This window comes from Moorella sp. E308F, assembly GCF_006538365.1.
Taxonomy (GTDB): Bacteria; Bacillota; DSM-521; order Neomoorellales; family Neomoorellaceae; genus Neomoorella.
Window position 1 is genome coordinate 984,340 of sequence record NZ_BJKN01000002.1, and the last position, 14,766, is coordinate 999,105.

The 14,766-nt window shown below is 52.4% G+C and carries 13 protein-coding genes; 1 reads left to right on the forward strand and 12 read right to left on the reverse strand.

All coding sequences use genetic code 11. The features are described from left to right. Nucleotides 1-164: 164 nt before the first annotated feature. Nucleotides 165-983 carry a patatin-like phospholipase family protein gene (locus E308F_RS11440; RefSeq protein WP_141265019.1) on the forward strand — a complete coding sequence of 273 codons (819 nt, stop codon included), beginning with the start codon at nucleotides 165-167 and terminating at the stop codon, nucleotides 981-983. Nucleotides 984-1,024: 41 nt separating this feature from the next. Here the strand turns inward: E308F_RS11440 and clcA are convergent, their stop codons facing one another. The 12 genes from clcA to dsrP form a co-directional block, all read right to left on the reverse strand. Next, nucleotides 1,025-2,632, reverse strand: coding sequence for a H(+)/Cl(-) exchange transporter ClcA (gene clcA, locus E308F_RS11445; RefSeq protein ID WP_141265020.1), 1,608 nt, complete (start codon nucleotides 2,630-2,632; stop codon nucleotides 1,025-1,027). Between the two features lie 89 nt (nucleotides 2,633-2,721). Further along, nucleotides 2,722-3,663, reverse strand: coding sequence for an NAD-dependent epimerase/dehydratase family protein (locus E308F_RS11450; protein ID WP_141265021.1), 942 nt, complete (start codon nucleotides 3,661-3,663; stop codon nucleotides 2,722-2,724). A 91-nt stretch (nucleotides 3,664-3,754) separates the two neighbouring features. Beyond that, the gene (locus E308F_RS11455) at nucleotides 3,755-3,943 is read right to left on the reverse strand and encodes a hypothetical protein (RefSeq protein WP_141265022.1); all 189 of its coding nucleotides are present in this window, start codon (nucleotides 3,941-3,943) and stop codon (nucleotides 3,755-3,757) included. A gap of 14 nt (nucleotides 3,944-3,957) precedes the next feature. Further along, the gene (locus E308F_RS11460; RefSeq protein WP_141304990.1) at nucleotides 3,958-5,562 is read right to left on the reverse strand and encodes an L-lactate permease; all 1,605 of its coding nucleotides are present in this window, start codon (nucleotides 5,560-5,562) and stop codon (nucleotides 3,958-3,960) included. A gap of 67 nt (nucleotides 5,563-5,629) precedes the next feature. After that, the gene (locus E308F_RS16225; RefSeq protein WP_216364522.1) at nucleotides 5,630-5,833 is read right to left on the reverse strand and encodes a hypothetical protein; all 204 of its coding nucleotides are present in this window, start codon (nucleotides 5,831-5,833) and stop codon (nucleotides 5,630-5,632) included. Nucleotides 5,834-5,847: 14 nt separating this feature from the next. Next, a complete protein-coding gene (locus E308F_RS11465) occupies nucleotides 5,848-6,792 on the reverse strand; it encodes an oxalate oxidoreductase subunit beta (protein ID WP_141265024.1) in 945 nt (314 codons plus the stop codon). A 29-nt stretch (nucleotides 6,793-6,821) separates the two neighbouring features. Then, nucleotides 6,822-8,009: an oxalate oxidoreductase subunit alpha gene (locus tag E308F_RS11470; RefSeq protein WP_141265025.1), complete on the reverse strand. Its 1,188-nt coding sequence runs from the start codon at nucleotides 8,007-8,009 to the stop codon at nucleotides 6,822-6,824. A gap of 21 nt (nucleotides 8,010-8,030) precedes the next feature. Next, nucleotides 8,031-8,978, reverse strand: coding sequence for an oxalate oxidoreductase subunit delta (locus tag E308F_RS11475; protein ID WP_141265026.1), 948 nt, complete (start codon nucleotides 8,976-8,978; stop codon nucleotides 8,031-8,033). A 155-nt stretch (nucleotides 8,979-9,133) separates the two neighbouring features. Beyond that, a complete protein-coding gene (locus tag E308F_RS11480) occupies nucleotides 9,134-11,335 on the reverse strand; it encodes a CDC48 family AAA ATPase (RefSeq protein ID WP_141265027.1) in 2,202 nt (733 codons plus the stop codon). A gap of 241 nt (nucleotides 11,336-11,576) precedes the next feature. Next, on the reverse strand, nucleotides 11,577-12,272 hold the full coding sequence (locus tag E308F_RS11485; protein WP_141265028.1) for a GntR family transcriptional regulator: 696 nt from the start codon (nucleotides 12,270-12,272) through the stop codon (nucleotides 11,577-11,579). Between the two features lie 259 nt (nucleotides 12,273-12,531). After that, complete coding sequence (gene dsrM / locus E308F_RS11490) at nucleotides 12,532-13,524, reverse strand: sulfate reduction electron transfer complex DsrMKJOP subunit DsrM (protein WP_141265029.1); 993 nt, start codon at nucleotides 13,522-13,524, stop codon at nucleotides 12,532-12,534. A 20-nt stretch (nucleotides 13,525-13,544) separates the two neighbouring features. Beyond that, nucleotides 13,545-14,702 carry a sulfate reduction electron transfer complex DsrMKJOP subunit DsrP gene (gene dsrP, locus E308F_RS11495; protein ID WP_141265030.1) on the reverse strand — a complete coding sequence of 386 codons (1,158 nt, stop codon included), beginning with the start codon at nucleotides 14,700-14,702 and terminating at the stop codon, nucleotides 13,545-13,547. Nucleotides 14,703-14,766 lie beyond the last annotated feature (64 nt).

A 14,766-nucleotide genomic window follows, 5' to 3' on the forward strand; every position in this document is an offset into this window, starting at 1 on the left:
ACTCATCCACCTCCGGTTTATATTATGAAACACTGTTTTACTATGATAAATATTCGCTGTGTCGGGTTTAAAATCCTGCTTTTCCGATTAAATCTTTTTCCCTTGCACTAAATCCAGGCTCAAGGCATACAATATTTTGCAAGCTTTTGCGAGGAGGTTCTTTTATGCGTTTTGGCCTCGCCCTGGGAGGTGGGGGGTTAAAAGGAGCAGCCCACTTAGGAGTTTTACGCGTCCTGGAGGAAAACAATATTAAACCCGACGTCGTCGTCGGTACCAGCGCCGGTTCCATTGCCGCCGCCCTTTATGGGGCCGGCCTCCTGCCGGCCGTTAGTTCCATGGGCAGCCTCCCTTTTGCTAACATATTTAGACTGGAAAACTACCGCTTTACCGGTTTGCCCCTGGGGCTAATTCAAGGCGGTACCATTGAAAGCGCGCTGAAAAAGGTCCTGGGCAATCGCCTTCTTTCGGATCTCCAGCCCCTGACGGCAGCCGTGGCCTGTGATTTAAGTAGCGGTGAAACAGTTATCTTTACTGCCGCCAGGCCGGTTAAACCCTTGCCGCCGGATACGGTCTTGGGCGGTGATGTACCTGCCTGGCAGGCGGTACGGGCCAGTATCTCTATCCCGGCCCTCTTTGCACCCTATAAAATCGGCTCCCGTCTATTGGTCGACGGCGGCCTGACAGACAACGTACCGGCCGATATTGCCCGCTGCCTGGGGGCCGATATAGTCGTGGCTGTAGACCTGGACTGTGGTGTTCCTCAACGCAATTTCCGACATGCAGGCGAGGTCCTTCTCCAGAGCCTGGAGATTATCAGCCAGCGCAATACATCCCTTACCCTAAGGCTTTATGCCGATCTGGTCCTTAAGCCCATAAAAAAGCCCGTCAGTTCCTGGGATGTCAGCCAGTTTAGCAATTTAGTAAATGCCGGGATTGAAGAAACCCTGCGTAATCTGTCGCAAATACGCCGCCTGCTGGGGTAATAAAAAGCCGGCTCCCTGATATGGGGCCGGCTTTTTACAACTTACACTTTGAGATTACATCGAGTTACTTTAGCCAGTGCCTCGTTTAACGCCGCCGCTCTATTCTCGGGTACAATTACTGTTAAGTGATCACCTTCCAGAAGCCTGGTATTACCGCGGGGAATGATTTCCCTCGCTCCTCTGCGTATGGTAACCAACAAACAATCTACGGGTAAGGCCAGGTCTTTGACCCGGCAACCGCAGGCGCTCGCCCCGCTCTCAACTACAGCCTCGACAATCAGCATTTTATCTTTAATAGAGGGTTTCGAAATACCCTCACTCTTCGCCCTGGCTAAATCCCGTTCCAGCAGCATCTCATAAACTGGTAAACATCCCAGAGCCTCCGCTACTATAAAAGCAATCATACAGGTAAAAAGAAGCGGTAAAATGTGCTGGTAATTACCTGTCATTTCGATTATGAGCACAATCCCAGTAAGAGGGGAACGCACAATAGCCACGAAATAGGCAGCCATTCCAATTATCGCGAAAGATGGCCCCAGGCCCTGAAAACCAGGAACAAGCAGGCCACTAACCTGGCCAACAAAGGAGCCCAGTAAAGCCCCCAAAACTAGGAGCGGTAGAAAGATCCCCCCTGGAACCCCGGCACTGTAACTTAACATAGTTAAAAGAAACTTGACAGCAAAAAGAAGGGGGATAATACCTACTTGAACCCGGCCCCAGAGAACATCTTCTGCCAGCTGGTGCCCGCCGCCTAAAACGCGGGGTAAGAAATAGCCCAAAACCCCTGCCAGCGAGACTGCCAGCGACGCCCGCAACCAGCGGGGCAGTCCCTTTAACCTGTCTGCCAGTTCAAGGCTTCCTTGCAAGGTACGATTAAAAGCCACGCCTAAAATACCGGTTAATATTCCCAGAACTAAAAATGCCGGTAAGGTGGTCAGAGGTAAAGGTAATAATTCCTTAATGCGAAAGGTAGGAAGTGGCCCTAAAATCCTCTGGGATATCAGATCGGCAGTGACACTGGCTGCCAGGGCTCCTCCTAGTACATAGGGTGAAAAATTACGGCGCAGTTCTTCCAGGACAAAAACTACTCCCGCCAGGGGGGCGTTAAAGGCTGCTGCCAGCCCTGCTCCTGCACCACAGGCAATTAAGTGAAGTTGTTCTGTTTTGGACCGGCTAAGGCTTTTACTTACTACCTGGCCGGTGGCAGCGCCCATTTGTACCGTCGGCCCCTCCCGGCCCAGGGATAGACCGGCCCCAATAGCCAGGGCCCCGGCAATAAATTTTACCAGGATAACCCGCCACCAGATGAGCTTGCGCTGGTTAATCAGAACGGCTTCCACGTGGGGAATGCCGCTACCGGCTGTTTCCGGAGCAAAACTGGTCAACCAGCCGGCCAGGGCTCCGGCCAGGCCACCCAGGCAGGGTAACACCAGCCAGCCCCAGCCGGGTATACCCCGTGCCCACGTTAAAAGCTCATTACGCCATAAGTCCCCTTCCGTCAGGACAAGGCGAAAGGCTACACCAACTACCCCGGCGCCCGCACCCGCCAAGGCACCTTTTAGCAAGAAGCGTAGAAAATAATCATAACGGCTTAACAACAGGCTATCATGAATAGAATGTTTTTTAAGTAAAAGAGCTTCGTCCCGCACTTCTTTTCCTGCCTCCGAACAGGCACTTCCTGATGTCACTTTTCCATTGTACCACCCCTTTTCTTTCTTGTTAAGCCCATTCCTTTTTATTAACGTTTTTTCTCCGTTGCCCGAACTTTATTAATACATTTTACCAGGGCTTTAAAAAAGGCCTCCCGGCCATGATTACCGGTAAAAGCGGGTTGATAGTCCAGTTCCCGGGCCGCTTTCTCCCAGCTGAGATCCCACACCTCGTTTAAAAAGGTGGGCCCCGACCATTCGCTCGGAAGAATTACCTGTAATTTTGAAACGGATCCGGTTAGTTCGATAATCTGGCTGGCAATATCTTCCCATGTCAAATAAAGGCTCCCCAGGTTATAGGTCTGCCCGACGGCCTCAGGCCTACTTAAGGCCAGCCGGCAGGCCTGGGCTAAGTCGGCCATGCTGACAAACGCTCCTCCGGCAGCAGCCGGCACCTGGATAGGCTCATCACGGAGAACCGTCCGTATCAGATTACGTAAATGCCGGCCGCCGATTTCATCACCGAAGGCCCACCAGAAACGAAAAATAGTTACCGGTAAACCCTGTTCACGGTAATAGTGGCGGCACAGTTCCTCAGCCGCAAACTTACCCAAAGCATAAAGGGGCTTGCGGGCTTCATCAATAAGGCACGGGTGATCCTCGTAAACAGGCCGGGTGGTAGCCCGGCCATAAACTGTCGCCGTGCTGGTATAGATAAAACGATTGAGGCCAGCTCTGGCAGATGCTTCTAGTAAATTTATATGCCCGACCAAGTCGCCGTCGAAAATGTCCAGGGGGTCGTCGCTGAAGCTCCAGGCCAGGTGGATTACCGCCTCCGCGCCGTCTACGGCCCTGGCCACCAGTTCCTTATCTCCTAGATCACCTCCGAATAGATTGACCTGGCTGCTCCCGGGGCTGTCAAGAAAACTCAAGGCCCGATCCAGGATCCGCACCTGGTGGCCGTGATAACATAAATCCTGGACCAGGTAGCGGCCGACATCGCCCGCACCACCGGTTACCAGAACCTGCATCAGGAAGCACCTCTTTAACAAGATATTAAATTAACTACGGGGCAGGCCGGTAGCACCTCGCCTACCACCCACCCCGCCAGCCTATTTTAATTTAACTAAAATAATACGCTATACCACCAGCCACCAGCATAATAAGAAAACCTGCTCCCAATGTTGCGGAATTATGGGATACAACACCTTGATATAACAGCGGGAAGTCCAGCCACATCAAGATAAAAGCACCCAGCATGCCTTCAAACTTGTACCTTTTCCGTAAAGATTGTTTTTCAGCCGCTACCATGTGCTATCGACCTCCTATTCGATTCCCGGGAAAAATACATAGAGGATTAACCAGCCCAGGATTCCTACTACAAAAGTAAGAATAGCATTGTACAGGGCCGTACGGCGCAGGCACTCGCCTTCACGCCCGCCCTGGCCGGTTACGCCGGTACCCAAAGCCACATTCATAGGACAAAACATATTTCCAATTGCACCGCCAGAAGTCTGCAGGCCTAAAATTACAAAGGGACTTATCATCAGCAGTTTAGCCACGTCCCACTGGAGGCCGGTAAAAAGTACATTGGAATTAGTGTTGCTGCCGGTCATGAAAGCACCTAGAACACCAATCCAGGGAGAAAAGATAGGATAAAGTTTCCCCGTGTTGGCTAGACCCTCGGCTAAATAACGGGTAATGCCAACTTCCATCATGACTACGCCCATCATGGTCATGGTCGTAACCGTCATGGTAGCGCCCATGGCCTGCTTTATAATTCGGTTAAGCAGCATTTGGCCTCCTTTTTCCGGCCACAGGCCACGCGCTTTATAGAACAAATAGGATAAAAAGGCTGCTGTAAAAATCAATGTGCCGGGAGCAGTAAACACAGCAATAGACTGGTATTTCTTGACTGCTTTATTGGTAAAGCCAAGCAAAGTAGTTGTTTCCGGAAAAGGAAATCCTATATTTATCAAACCTGCTAGATACGCCTTCAATGGTCGGATTAAATATACAGTAAATACTATTATTATTAATGCGTAATAAGCGAAAAAGGCTACGTTAAAACTGTAAGGTTCAGTAGTAGCAGCAGCTATCTCGACGGTAGTATAATCAGCAACTTTCGGGCGGTACATGGGCAGTTTGGGAACAACCAGGCCGCCAACTATTAGACCCGCCGCTCCAGCTACAAAGGAAGCTACATAAGGAGCAACAAAATTGGCTACCAGGTTCAATACGGCACCCATGGTCACCCCAATTAGCAAAATAGCAGGGGTACCTTCACGTATACATTTCCAGCCACCGTACATATGAGCAATACTATAACCGCATAAAATACAGGCTATACCCAGGAAAAAGGCGGCAAACAGGGCTAATCGACCTGGATCGAGAGTGGTTAATCTTTCTAAAATTGAAAAGGAGGAACCAAGGGAACCGAAAGTCACTGCCCAGGAGTGGCCAATGAGCGCCGTAGCTGCAGCAAATATGGGATCAAATCCCAGGCCCACCAGTAATGGCGCCGCAACGGCCACCGGTGCCCCATAACCACATACCCCTTGCACAAACCCTGGGAAAGCCCAGCCCAAAACAAGCAATTGTAAAATCTTATTGCCTCCAGTTAAGCGGGTAAAAGTATCAGAAATAACTTTAAAGCCACCCACTAAATCGACAACATTGTAAACTGTCATGGCGCCCCAGATAATGTACAGCACCCATACGGTAGCCCATAAGCCTTTTAAAGTGCCTGCAGATAAAATATGAAGGTGGCCGCCGAACCAAGTATAGGCTACAATTAAAGTTAAAACCCAACCTACTATTCCCGAACGCCCACCGCTCCATCTAAAAACCATCATTAAAATTAATACGGCCAGAATAGGTACTAAACACAAAAACCACAACCAAACGCTCATTTGCGGTAGACCATGCATACTCAACTAATCCTCCTTTATATAATAAATTTGTCTAAAATTCACTTTATTTGTCTAATTAACCGACTTATAGAGCCGCGTTTGGATGTGGAATATCTATTTTTTGACTTATGTTATTTTGAAAAAAATAGCTGATACTGCAAACGTTGTTATAAATTTCAGTTGCTGGCATAGAAAAGTCATTGTAAATTTCACCTTGTATTCCCGGTAAAACAAATAGGGTTTGCTCCAGGTAACCATTCCAGGTTACCTGGAGCAAAACGTTACTCAACTTATAGTTGAGTATTAAGCTGATGTCGCCACCGCCGGTACCGTTATGCCCACTTCGGCGCACCTGGCGTCGACAAAGGCCTGCATTTTGGCGATATGCTCAGGTTGCAGGTGGGTAAAGCGGCCCTGCAGCTTCATATATTCGCTAACTGGTTTCCGCTTATCGATCTTTACCGACAGCTTGTATTCGCCGTTCTCGTATTCATAGAGCTGGAACATGCCAGTTTGTACTGCCAGTTTGGCCATTTCGATGGTCTTGTCGGCCGGGAACTGCCAGCCCTTGGGGCAGGGGGCATGGATGTGGATATAGGCCGGACCCTCCTGGTTCAGGCCCTTACGCACCTTGTTCATTAAATCCACCGGCCAGCCAATTGAGGCCGTAGCCACATACTTCAATTCCGGGTGGCCGTGGGCAATGACCTTGGGGTTGTCTTTGGGAAAGAGCTTTTTCCCTTCCGGTACTACCGGCCCGGGTGGGGTAAAGGTTGTATGGGCACCGTAGGGCGTGGACGGGGATGTTTGAATACCGGTGTTTGCGTAGGATTCATTATCATAGCAGATAAAGAGGACGTCATGGCCGCGGTAGAGCATGGCCGACAGAGCCTGGAGGCCAATGTCTACAGCGCCGCCGTCGCCGGCCATAACGATAATGTTGGGGAATTCGGCGTCCGTCTTTTTCTTACGGATCATGGCTTTAAAGGCAGCTTCAATACCGGAGGCCACGGCACCGCCATTAGTAATCTGGGCATGGATCCATGGTACCCGCCAGGGGCCGCAACCGTAGCTGGTATTGGCTACGTACATGCAGCCGGTAGGACCAATAAAGATGGTATTGGGACCGGCAGCCTTGGCCACCAGACGGTAAGTTAGGGCCGGGCCGCAACCGGCACAGGTCCGATGTCCAGGGACATAGTACTCTTCAACAGGAGCCTTTTTCAGGGAAGTAATTCGTTCCAGCATTATTACTTTTCCCTCCTTCCGGGTAAACGTTATAATTCAAAGGGGATCCAGTAAGCAGTCTGCTCAACTTTGCCGGTCCTGGCGATTTCCTTTAACTTCTGGTACATGCGGTAGAATTCGTCGTGGGTGACTACCTCGCCGCCCAGGCCGGCTACAAAACCGACAGTCTTGACTTTATCGCCGTAATCATAAAGGGCTGCCCGTAGTTCGGAGAGGAGGACGCCACCGTTGCAGGAAATGCCGAAGTTGGCTGAGACATCCAGGACGCCTATGGCCTTGAATTTAGACAGCCGCTCTTTTATCTGTTCTGTCGGGAAGGGACGGAAGGTCCTGAGCCTTGCCACACCAACCTTTTCTCCCAGATTGCGCAGGCGTCGGGCCACTGCTTTGGCCGTTTCCATGTGGGCACCCTGGCCGAACATGATGATCTCAGCGTCACTCGTCAGGTATTCTTCCATATAGGGATCATATTTGCGGCCAAAGATGCGGGCGAATTCATCGCAGGCTTCTTCTAAAACCTTGTGCACGTTTTTAACGGCCTGGTAGCGCTGGTACTGCAGGGGCGGTCCCATGGCCGGCTCAATCTGGGCACCAATAATCTGCGGGTTCCTGGGATCCAGGACATGGTGGTTTTTATAAGGCGGCAGGAATTCCTTGACCTGGGCCTCGTCGGGAATATCCACCCGTCCCAGGATATGGCTGACGAAGTAGCCATCCAGGCAGGCATACTGGGGCAGCAAAACCCGCGGGTCTTCCCCTACCCGGTAGTAAATAAGGGTATTATCCAGGGCTTCCTGGGGTGTAGAGGCCCAGCCCTGGATCCAGCCCTGGTCCCGACAGCACTCGGCATCGGTATGCTCTTCGCCAAAGTCACCAGGCGGGTCCAGGGTGCGGTCGGCTATGGCCATTTGCACCGGCAGGCGCTCACCGGAAATGGGGGAATAGACTTCGAAAGCATAGGTAACCCCCACGCCGGAACTGCCGGTGAAGACCCGCGCTCCGGCAGCTGAGGCCCCGTAGACAACGCTCAGCTGGGCGTGCTCGCCCTCGCCGTGAATGAACTCGGCATCGAGTTCACCGTCGGCCACCATACGGGCCAGTTCCGACATAATGCCGGTATAGGGGCGGATGGGATATGAACAGATCACATCAACATCTGCCAGGCGGACGCCGTGGGCTACTGCCACGCAACCAGAAATATTTCTTATTTTACCCATTTTTTTCACCTCCTGAAAGGATTAATTTTTAAAATCTAATTCTGGAACGCGGGATATGGCACCGCTCGGACAGACGGCGGTGCAGAGACCGCAACCTTTGCAATATTTGAGGTTAAAAGCAGGTCCATCGTCGGACATGGCAATGCAGGAATCCGGGCAGGAGATCCAGCAGGTCCAGCACTGGGTGCAGGCTTCCTGGTTGAGGACGGGTCGCTGAATGCGCCAGTTACCGGTAACCATGCCTTCATTTTCTACCTGCGGGGAAGGAACGGTACCGGCAAAGGGCATTTGCTTCAATAGCTCTTTCGCCGTTACGGCTACTTCTTCTACCACTTCATGGGCCGGTAGCTCCCTTATCTGGGCTTCCTCATAACCCCGGCGCATGGCGGCAGGATTTTTGACTACTGCTGCCAGGTTATCAATATCTACAATACCGGTTGCCTTGACAACAGCTCCGGCAATGGGTGCGGCTATACCAGCGCCAATACCGGTAGCGTCAGTCGCTCCTTCAGCCCCGGATAGGGTCATGACGGCCTGGGCCATGCTGTTGGCATCCACAGTGACAATCCGGGCCAGGTTTCCGGTATCGCCCAGGAATTCCAAAATGGTATCAATGCTACGCCTGGTATTAACCACCAGGGTGGCGCCCGGCTTGATACCCTTCAAGATAGGGACACCCTTGACCAGGGCTTCCTCAACGACAACGACAATATCGGGATTCTCATTTTCGTAAACGTATTTGCTTTCAATGGGATCGCTGCTGATGCGGGCGTAAGCCCGTACCGGTACATAGATACGGTCGGGGAGATCGACATAGTTCTCCCACGCTTGCACATATTTGCCTTCTTTAGCAGCAGCTTCCGTTAAAGCCACCACTACGTCGCGGGCGTCTTTATTCATGACCACTCCGCGGGCCCAAACGGTAATCTGCTTTAGGTTGGGTTCGGCAAAGAGTTCTTGGGTGGACAATTGACGTTCCTCCTTTCTTGCGTTTAAATGTCAGCAAAAGGGGGGTCTCCCATGACCGGGAGCCTTCCTGGCAGCCGGTGGCCGGGCCTTCCAAAAGCTGCAGTGGGAGTCGGTCCGGCCGCTGCCTTTAAAAGTTTCTGTTTTGTCTTCCAGCCTCACCTCCCCATCCTGGTCACTGCTCCGGGAATAACATTATTCCAGACGGGGCGGACACTGCGGTTATCCACCCCGGTCCGCGCCTGGTGTTTTTCCTCCTGGATTTCAGCCAGGGCCTGCTCCAGGTGGCGAGTTTTAATAATACCCCGCCCCGGTTCGCCAACCGAATCACCCTTCACTATTTCGGCTACAGCCAGTAAAGCTGCCCGTTTGCACACGGCTTCAATTTCTGAGCCCACCAGCCCTTCAGCTGCCTGGGCCAGGTTGTCTAAATTTAAGCCCCGCTCCACCGGCCGGGAGCGTAAATAAATCTCAAATATTTCTCGCCGGGCCGCCTGGTCCGGATAAGGAAACTCCAGGATCTGGTCAAAGCGTCCGGGCCGGAGGACTGCCGGGTCGAGGATGTCAATCCGGTTAGTTGCCCCCAGGACAATAACTTCCCGCAGGTCCTCCAGGCCGTCAAGTTCCATTAAAAATTGGGATACCAGGCGGCTGCCAATGTTGCTCCCTTCGCCGCTTTTACGGGCGGGCAGCAGGGCATCGATTTCATCAAAAAATAGGAGGCAGGGAGAGGCCTGGCGCGCCTTGCGAAAAATCTCATGCAGTGTTTTTTCTGCCTCCCCCCACCAGTGGGAAAAGAGGAGGGAACTGTTTACAGGGATAAAGTTTATCCCGCTTTCTCGGGCCAGGGCCCTGGCTACCAGTGTCTTACCGGTGCCCGGCGGCCCGGAAAGCAAGATGCCTTTTGGTGCCGGCAAGTCAAATTGCTGGAAAAGCTCGGGATACAGCAGGGGCCACTGGACCATGGCCTGGAGGCGCTCTTTAATCTCGGCAAGGCCACCTACATCCCGCCACCCGGCCGAAGGAATCTCCATGGCGAACTCCCGTGTTGCTGAGGGTTCTACCTCTGCCAGGGCATCCAGGAAGTCACGCATAGTTACCTGGAGCTCCAGGTTATCCAGGGAATTTTTACCGAGCTGGAACCGGGCCAGGCCGCGGCGCAAGGCGTACATACCCGCTTCCCGGCAGAGGGCGGCCAGGTCAGCACCCACAAAGCCGTGGGTTATGGCTGCCAGTCGATCTAAGGAGACATCTCCTGCCAGAGACATACCCCGCGTGTGAATCTGCAAAATCTCCCGCCGGCCCCGCTGGTCGGGTACGTTAATGGCTATCTCCCGGTCAAAACGGCCCGGGCGCCGCAGGGCTGGGTCCACCAGGTCGGGTATATTTGTGGCTGCGATCACGATGACATTGCCGCGGGATTCCAGCCCGTCCATTAAAGCTAGCAACTGGGCGACCACGCGCTTTTCGACATCGCCGTGGACGTCGGCCCGGCGGGGCGCGATGGCATCAATCTCATCCAGGAAAATGATGCTCGGCGCCTTTTTCCTGGCCTCGTCAAAAACCTGGCGCAGGCGGGCTTCGCTTTCACCGTAGTATTTATGCATTATCTCCGGGCCGTTGACATGAATGAAGTGGGCATCAGTTTCGGAAGCCACGGCCCGGGCAATGAGGGTTTTGCCCGTACCGGGAGCGCCGTACATGAGAATACCCTTCGGCGCTTCCACACCCAGCCGGTGAAACAATTGCGGGTATTTCAGAGGTAGTTCGATAATTTCCCGGACCCGCTGGACTTCTTTAGCCAGGCCACCAATATCTTCATATGTCACCCGCTGGCCCCGGCCTTCCGTGTCCTCGCCGCCTTTAAAGCGTACCGCCGTATCCCGGGTAATAACTACCGCACCCCGGGGTGCCACCCCTTCGACAGTAAAGGCCTCATCGCCACCGGTAAACTGGGGGATGGTTACCTGGTCCCCGGGCATTACGGCGCGGCCAATTAAATGTTTTTTCAAATGAATAATCTCATGTTCACCGGCCAGGGTCCAGCCCGGGAGCACCGGTGCCAGGATGACAGTCCGGGCCGGCTGCCACTCCTGTCCTGTAAGGATAATGCCTTCACCAATACCTACCCCGGCATTTTGTCTTAAAATGCCGTCCATTTGGATGTTCCCAGGCGGGCACCCCTCTTGAAAGGCGGGCATTATCCTGGCCACCGTTGTCCGCTTGCCGGTTATGGCTACCACATCATTGGGCTTTAGGCCCAGTTCTTCCATCACGTCGGAAAGTACTCTGGCAATACCTTTTCGAGCGTCTTCAACCATACCTTCGCAGACACGGAGCTTAACCCCAGCTTCGGCCATAAATGCGTCCCCTCGCCGTTTATGTTAATTGGTATACGGTATACCTTTTTTATAGTATTTATAAAATCGACTGCACCTTTATGGTCCTAAATTTTATAGCTTGTCGAATTTATGCTTTTTCGTTAGTTATTTAAGACCACCAACAGAATGGGTATTAAATTTACTGGTATACCTTGTGTTTACGTTTATAATTATTCGACGCTTCGTCAGAGATTCCTGCTGGTTAATCAAAACTTTTTCGTTAATATCTGGTATTTTTTTGATCCCTTAAGGCCAGCTGAAGGAAGTAGGCTTGACGGGAATTTTCTATATGCTGCCGGGCAATTCTTTCCGCCCTTTCGCCGTCACCTTTCTTAAGGGCTTCCAGCAGCTCCCGGTGCTCCCTAGTTGCAGCCCTCGTCCGGCCTGGGACACTGTAACCGACCCTGGTAAAGCCTACTATATAGTCTACCAGGTTATCAATCATCTGGTGCAGGCGAGGACTCTGAGCAGCCGTACAGATGATTTTATTAAACTCCAGGTGCAGTTCCTGCAACCTTTCATGATCGTCTTCGTCACAGGCCTTTTCCATGGCATTAACAAGCTCGTTTAATCTTTTTAGCTGAACCGGATTAATATGTTCAGCAGCCAGTCGGGCGGCCAATCCTTCCAGGACGGCCCGGATGCTGTAGACTTCCCAAGCTTCCCGGGTGGACATACGGGCGACCACCACTCCACGCCGGGGCAGGTGCTCGACCAGGCCTTCCAGCTCCAGCTTACGGATGGCCTCCCGTACCGGCGTGCGGCTGACGCCCAGCTGTTTGGCTATTTTCCTTTCCACCAGGCGGGTGCCTGGTTCCAGGCGGCCGGTGAGGATGGCTTCCCGTAAAGCATTGTAGGCTTCCTGGCGCACAGGCTGGTAGTTCTGCAGGTCGATTGGTTCAAGGATGCTTTCCATCATATCCCCTCCTTGCGTAAATTTGGTGTAAGAGGTGAGAAGTGTGGGTGGGCTTTTTCCACCCTGCGCCGTTAGTGGGAACTTACCGTCACGAGGCGCTCCCGCCTCTGTTGTTAAAATAAAAATCCTTCTGCTCTATATGGTATATGGGATACCTTAACATAAAATTAGCACATATCATGTTAAATGACAAGGGGGGGAATAAAAATAAAACGCGCTCTTCCCGGTTTTTAACGGGGAGATTGCGCGTTAACCCCCTCTAACCCTTTTCTACCGGCAGGCCGGCCATTTTCATTTTTTCCCTGAACTCTTCTTCGTACTCTTCATAGGTGTGAACCTTGACCGGGTAATTCCAGGGGTTGATATGCCTCCTGGCGCGGCTATCGTTGGGCAGGTTGCGGGTAGGGCTGAGGAAAATTCCACCCATGTGTACCAGCTTGCTGAAGGGGAAATAGGCACCCAGGATGCACACGAGAAATAAGTGGATGTAGAAAAGAACGCCAATTCCTTCCGGGACCCTGGGTCTGAAGGTCACCAGCCCGATAGTCAATTCCTTAACTGCCGTAATGTCTACCCTGAAAAAATAGCGCATGAGAATGCCTGTGCTAGCTATTCCCAGGATCAAAAAGAGGGGGAGGTAGTCGGCAGGGAGGGAGATATAGCGCACTTGGGGAATAACCACCCGCCTGAGAAAGAGATAAGTCACAGCAACTAAAATAACTATATCAGTTATATAAAGCCCCTGCAGGCCGAAGCGGAAAAAGCCGTCGATGGCTTCCAGCCAGGAAACAAAGGCCGGCACCGGCTCGGTAAAAAAGCGCAGGTGGCGGAGGAAAATAATCAGGAAGGACCAGTGAAACAGCAGCCCCCCCAACCAGAGCCACTTTTCCCAATGATAGGCCAGCCGGGGACCCCGGTGTAATTCCATCCTGGTATTTCGCAACAGAGAGCGGAAGAACAATACTTCCAGGGCAATTCTGCCTATCACACCGGCAGTGCTGGAAGGGTTGTCAAATGTGCTCGCCTTAATCCAGGGCAGGGATTTCTGTTGCCCGGCAGTGGTGGGTATCCGGAAAGGTACCGGCACCCGCGCCCACTTTATGACCCGGTAGGCCATGCCTGCTAAAAATATGGCGATGGCGGCATAGGGTATGATAACCCCAAACAGGTAGTGCCACCCTGCCAATCCCGCACCGAGATAAACTACCAGCATGAGAACGATGACACCAAAAAAGGAAAATGCCATTCCCATTGCTTTACCCCTCATTTCCGCTAGACTGTCTCTTCTTTGACGCTAATTGCTATTTTATACAGAAAGGTAAGTACCAGGAAGCCGGTTGCCCAGACGCCCAGAGCAATTAAGATTTCCGGCAGAGTGGGCACGTACTCGGTAACCCTTTCAAAGGGATTGGGGACAAAGCCGCCAATGACCAGACCTATTCCCTTTTCAATCCACATGGAAACAAAAACCGCCGCGCAGGCTAACTGGAGGTAACTATCCCTGGTACGCGTTCCTGGGTTAATCAAAAGCACCAGGGCGAAAACCACCAGGATGGCAAAGGCCCACATCCAGGAAACGAGCCTGCTATGACCATCCAGGCCGGCAAAGAGGTACTTGAGGGTATATATACCATGGGCCGGTACCTGGCTGTAAAAGGCGGTGAAAAATTCCAACCCGATAAAAAAGGTACTGACGATGGTGGCGTAGGTGACTATTGCCGCCAGCTTTTGGATAGCTTCCCTGCCGGGATCAAATTTACTGACCCGTTTAATGATATAGCACAGCAGGATCAGCAGGGCCGGACCGGAAGCAAATGCCGACGCCAGGAAGCGGGCCGCCATAATGGCCGTCAGCCAGTAGTGCCTGCCCGGCAGGCCGGCGTAGAGGAAGGCCGTAACCGTATGAATGCTAACAGCCCAGGGGATGGAGATATAAACCAATACCTTTGTCCAGGCCGGGGGCGGAACGGCTTTATATTCTGCCTCCAGGGCATGCCAGCCGGCAATGATGTTTAAAAGGAGGTACCCGTTCAGCGCGATCATATCCCAGAAAAACATCGAGTTGGGGGTGGGATAGAAGATCATATTAAGAATTCGCATGGGCTTACCGACATCGACTAGTACGAACAGCAGGCACATGATCAGGGCGGCAACAGCCAGGAACTCTCCCAGGATGGTAATCCTGCCGAAGGCTTTGACATTATGCAGGTAATAAGGCAGGACGACCATGACTGCCGAGGCCGCCACCCCCACCAGGAAGGTAAACTGGCTGATGTACAGCCCCCAGGAAACATCCCTGCTCATACCGGTAATGGTCAGCCCTTTATCCAACTGCCAGAGGTAGCAGGTAAAACCGGTCCCGATAAGGACGAGTAAAAGGGTTATCCAGCCCCAGTATCTTTTGCTCCCAGTTAAAGCCTTTACCAGCATATCTACCCTTCCTCCGCCTCATTTTCTCCCGTATATCAGCGACGGCCGGGGACCGTCGTCCAAT

Excerpts from the sequence above, each read along its gene's own strand:
- E308F_RS11440 (WP_141265019.1), top strand. The coding sequence starts at position 165 with ATGCGTTTTGGCCTCGCCCTGGGAGGTGGGGGGTTAAAAGGAGCAGCC.
- E308F_RS11450 (WP_141265021.1), bottom strand. The coding sequence starts at position 3,663 with ATGCAGGTTCTGGTAACCGGTGGTGCGGGCGATGTCGGCCGCTACCTG.
- E308F_RS11455 (WP_141265022.1), bottom strand. The coding sequence starts at position 3,943 with ATGGTAGCGGCTGAAAAACAATCTTTACGGAAAAGGTACAAGTTTGAA.
- E308F_RS11460 (WP_141304990.1), bottom strand. The coding sequence starts at position 5,562 with ATGCATGGTCTACCGCAAATGAGCGTTTGGTTGTGGTTTTTGTGTTTA.
- E308F_RS11465 (WP_141265024.1), bottom strand. The coding sequence starts at position 6,792 with ATGCTGGAACGAATTACTTCCCTGAAAAAGGCTCCTGTTGAAGAGTAC.
- E308F_RS11470 (WP_141265025.1), bottom strand. The coding sequence starts at position 8,009 with ATGGGTAAAATAAGAAATATTTCTGGTTGCGTGGCAGTAGCCCACGGC.
- E308F_RS11480 (WP_141265027.1), bottom strand. The coding sequence starts at position 11,335 with ATGGCCGAAGCTGGGGTTAAGCTCCGTGTCTGCGAAGGTATGGTTGAA.
- E308F_RS11485 (WP_141265028.1), bottom strand. The coding sequence starts at position 12,272 with ATGGAAAGCATCCTTGAACCAATCGACCTGCAGAACTACCAGCCTGTG.
- dsrM (WP_141265029.1), bottom strand. The coding sequence starts at position 13,524 with ATGGGAATGGCATTTTCCTTTTTTGGTGTCATCGTTCTCATGCTGGTA.
- dsrP (WP_141265030.1), bottom strand. The coding sequence starts at position 14,702 with ATGCTGGTAAAGGCTTTAACTGGGAGCAAAAGATACTGGGGCTGGATA.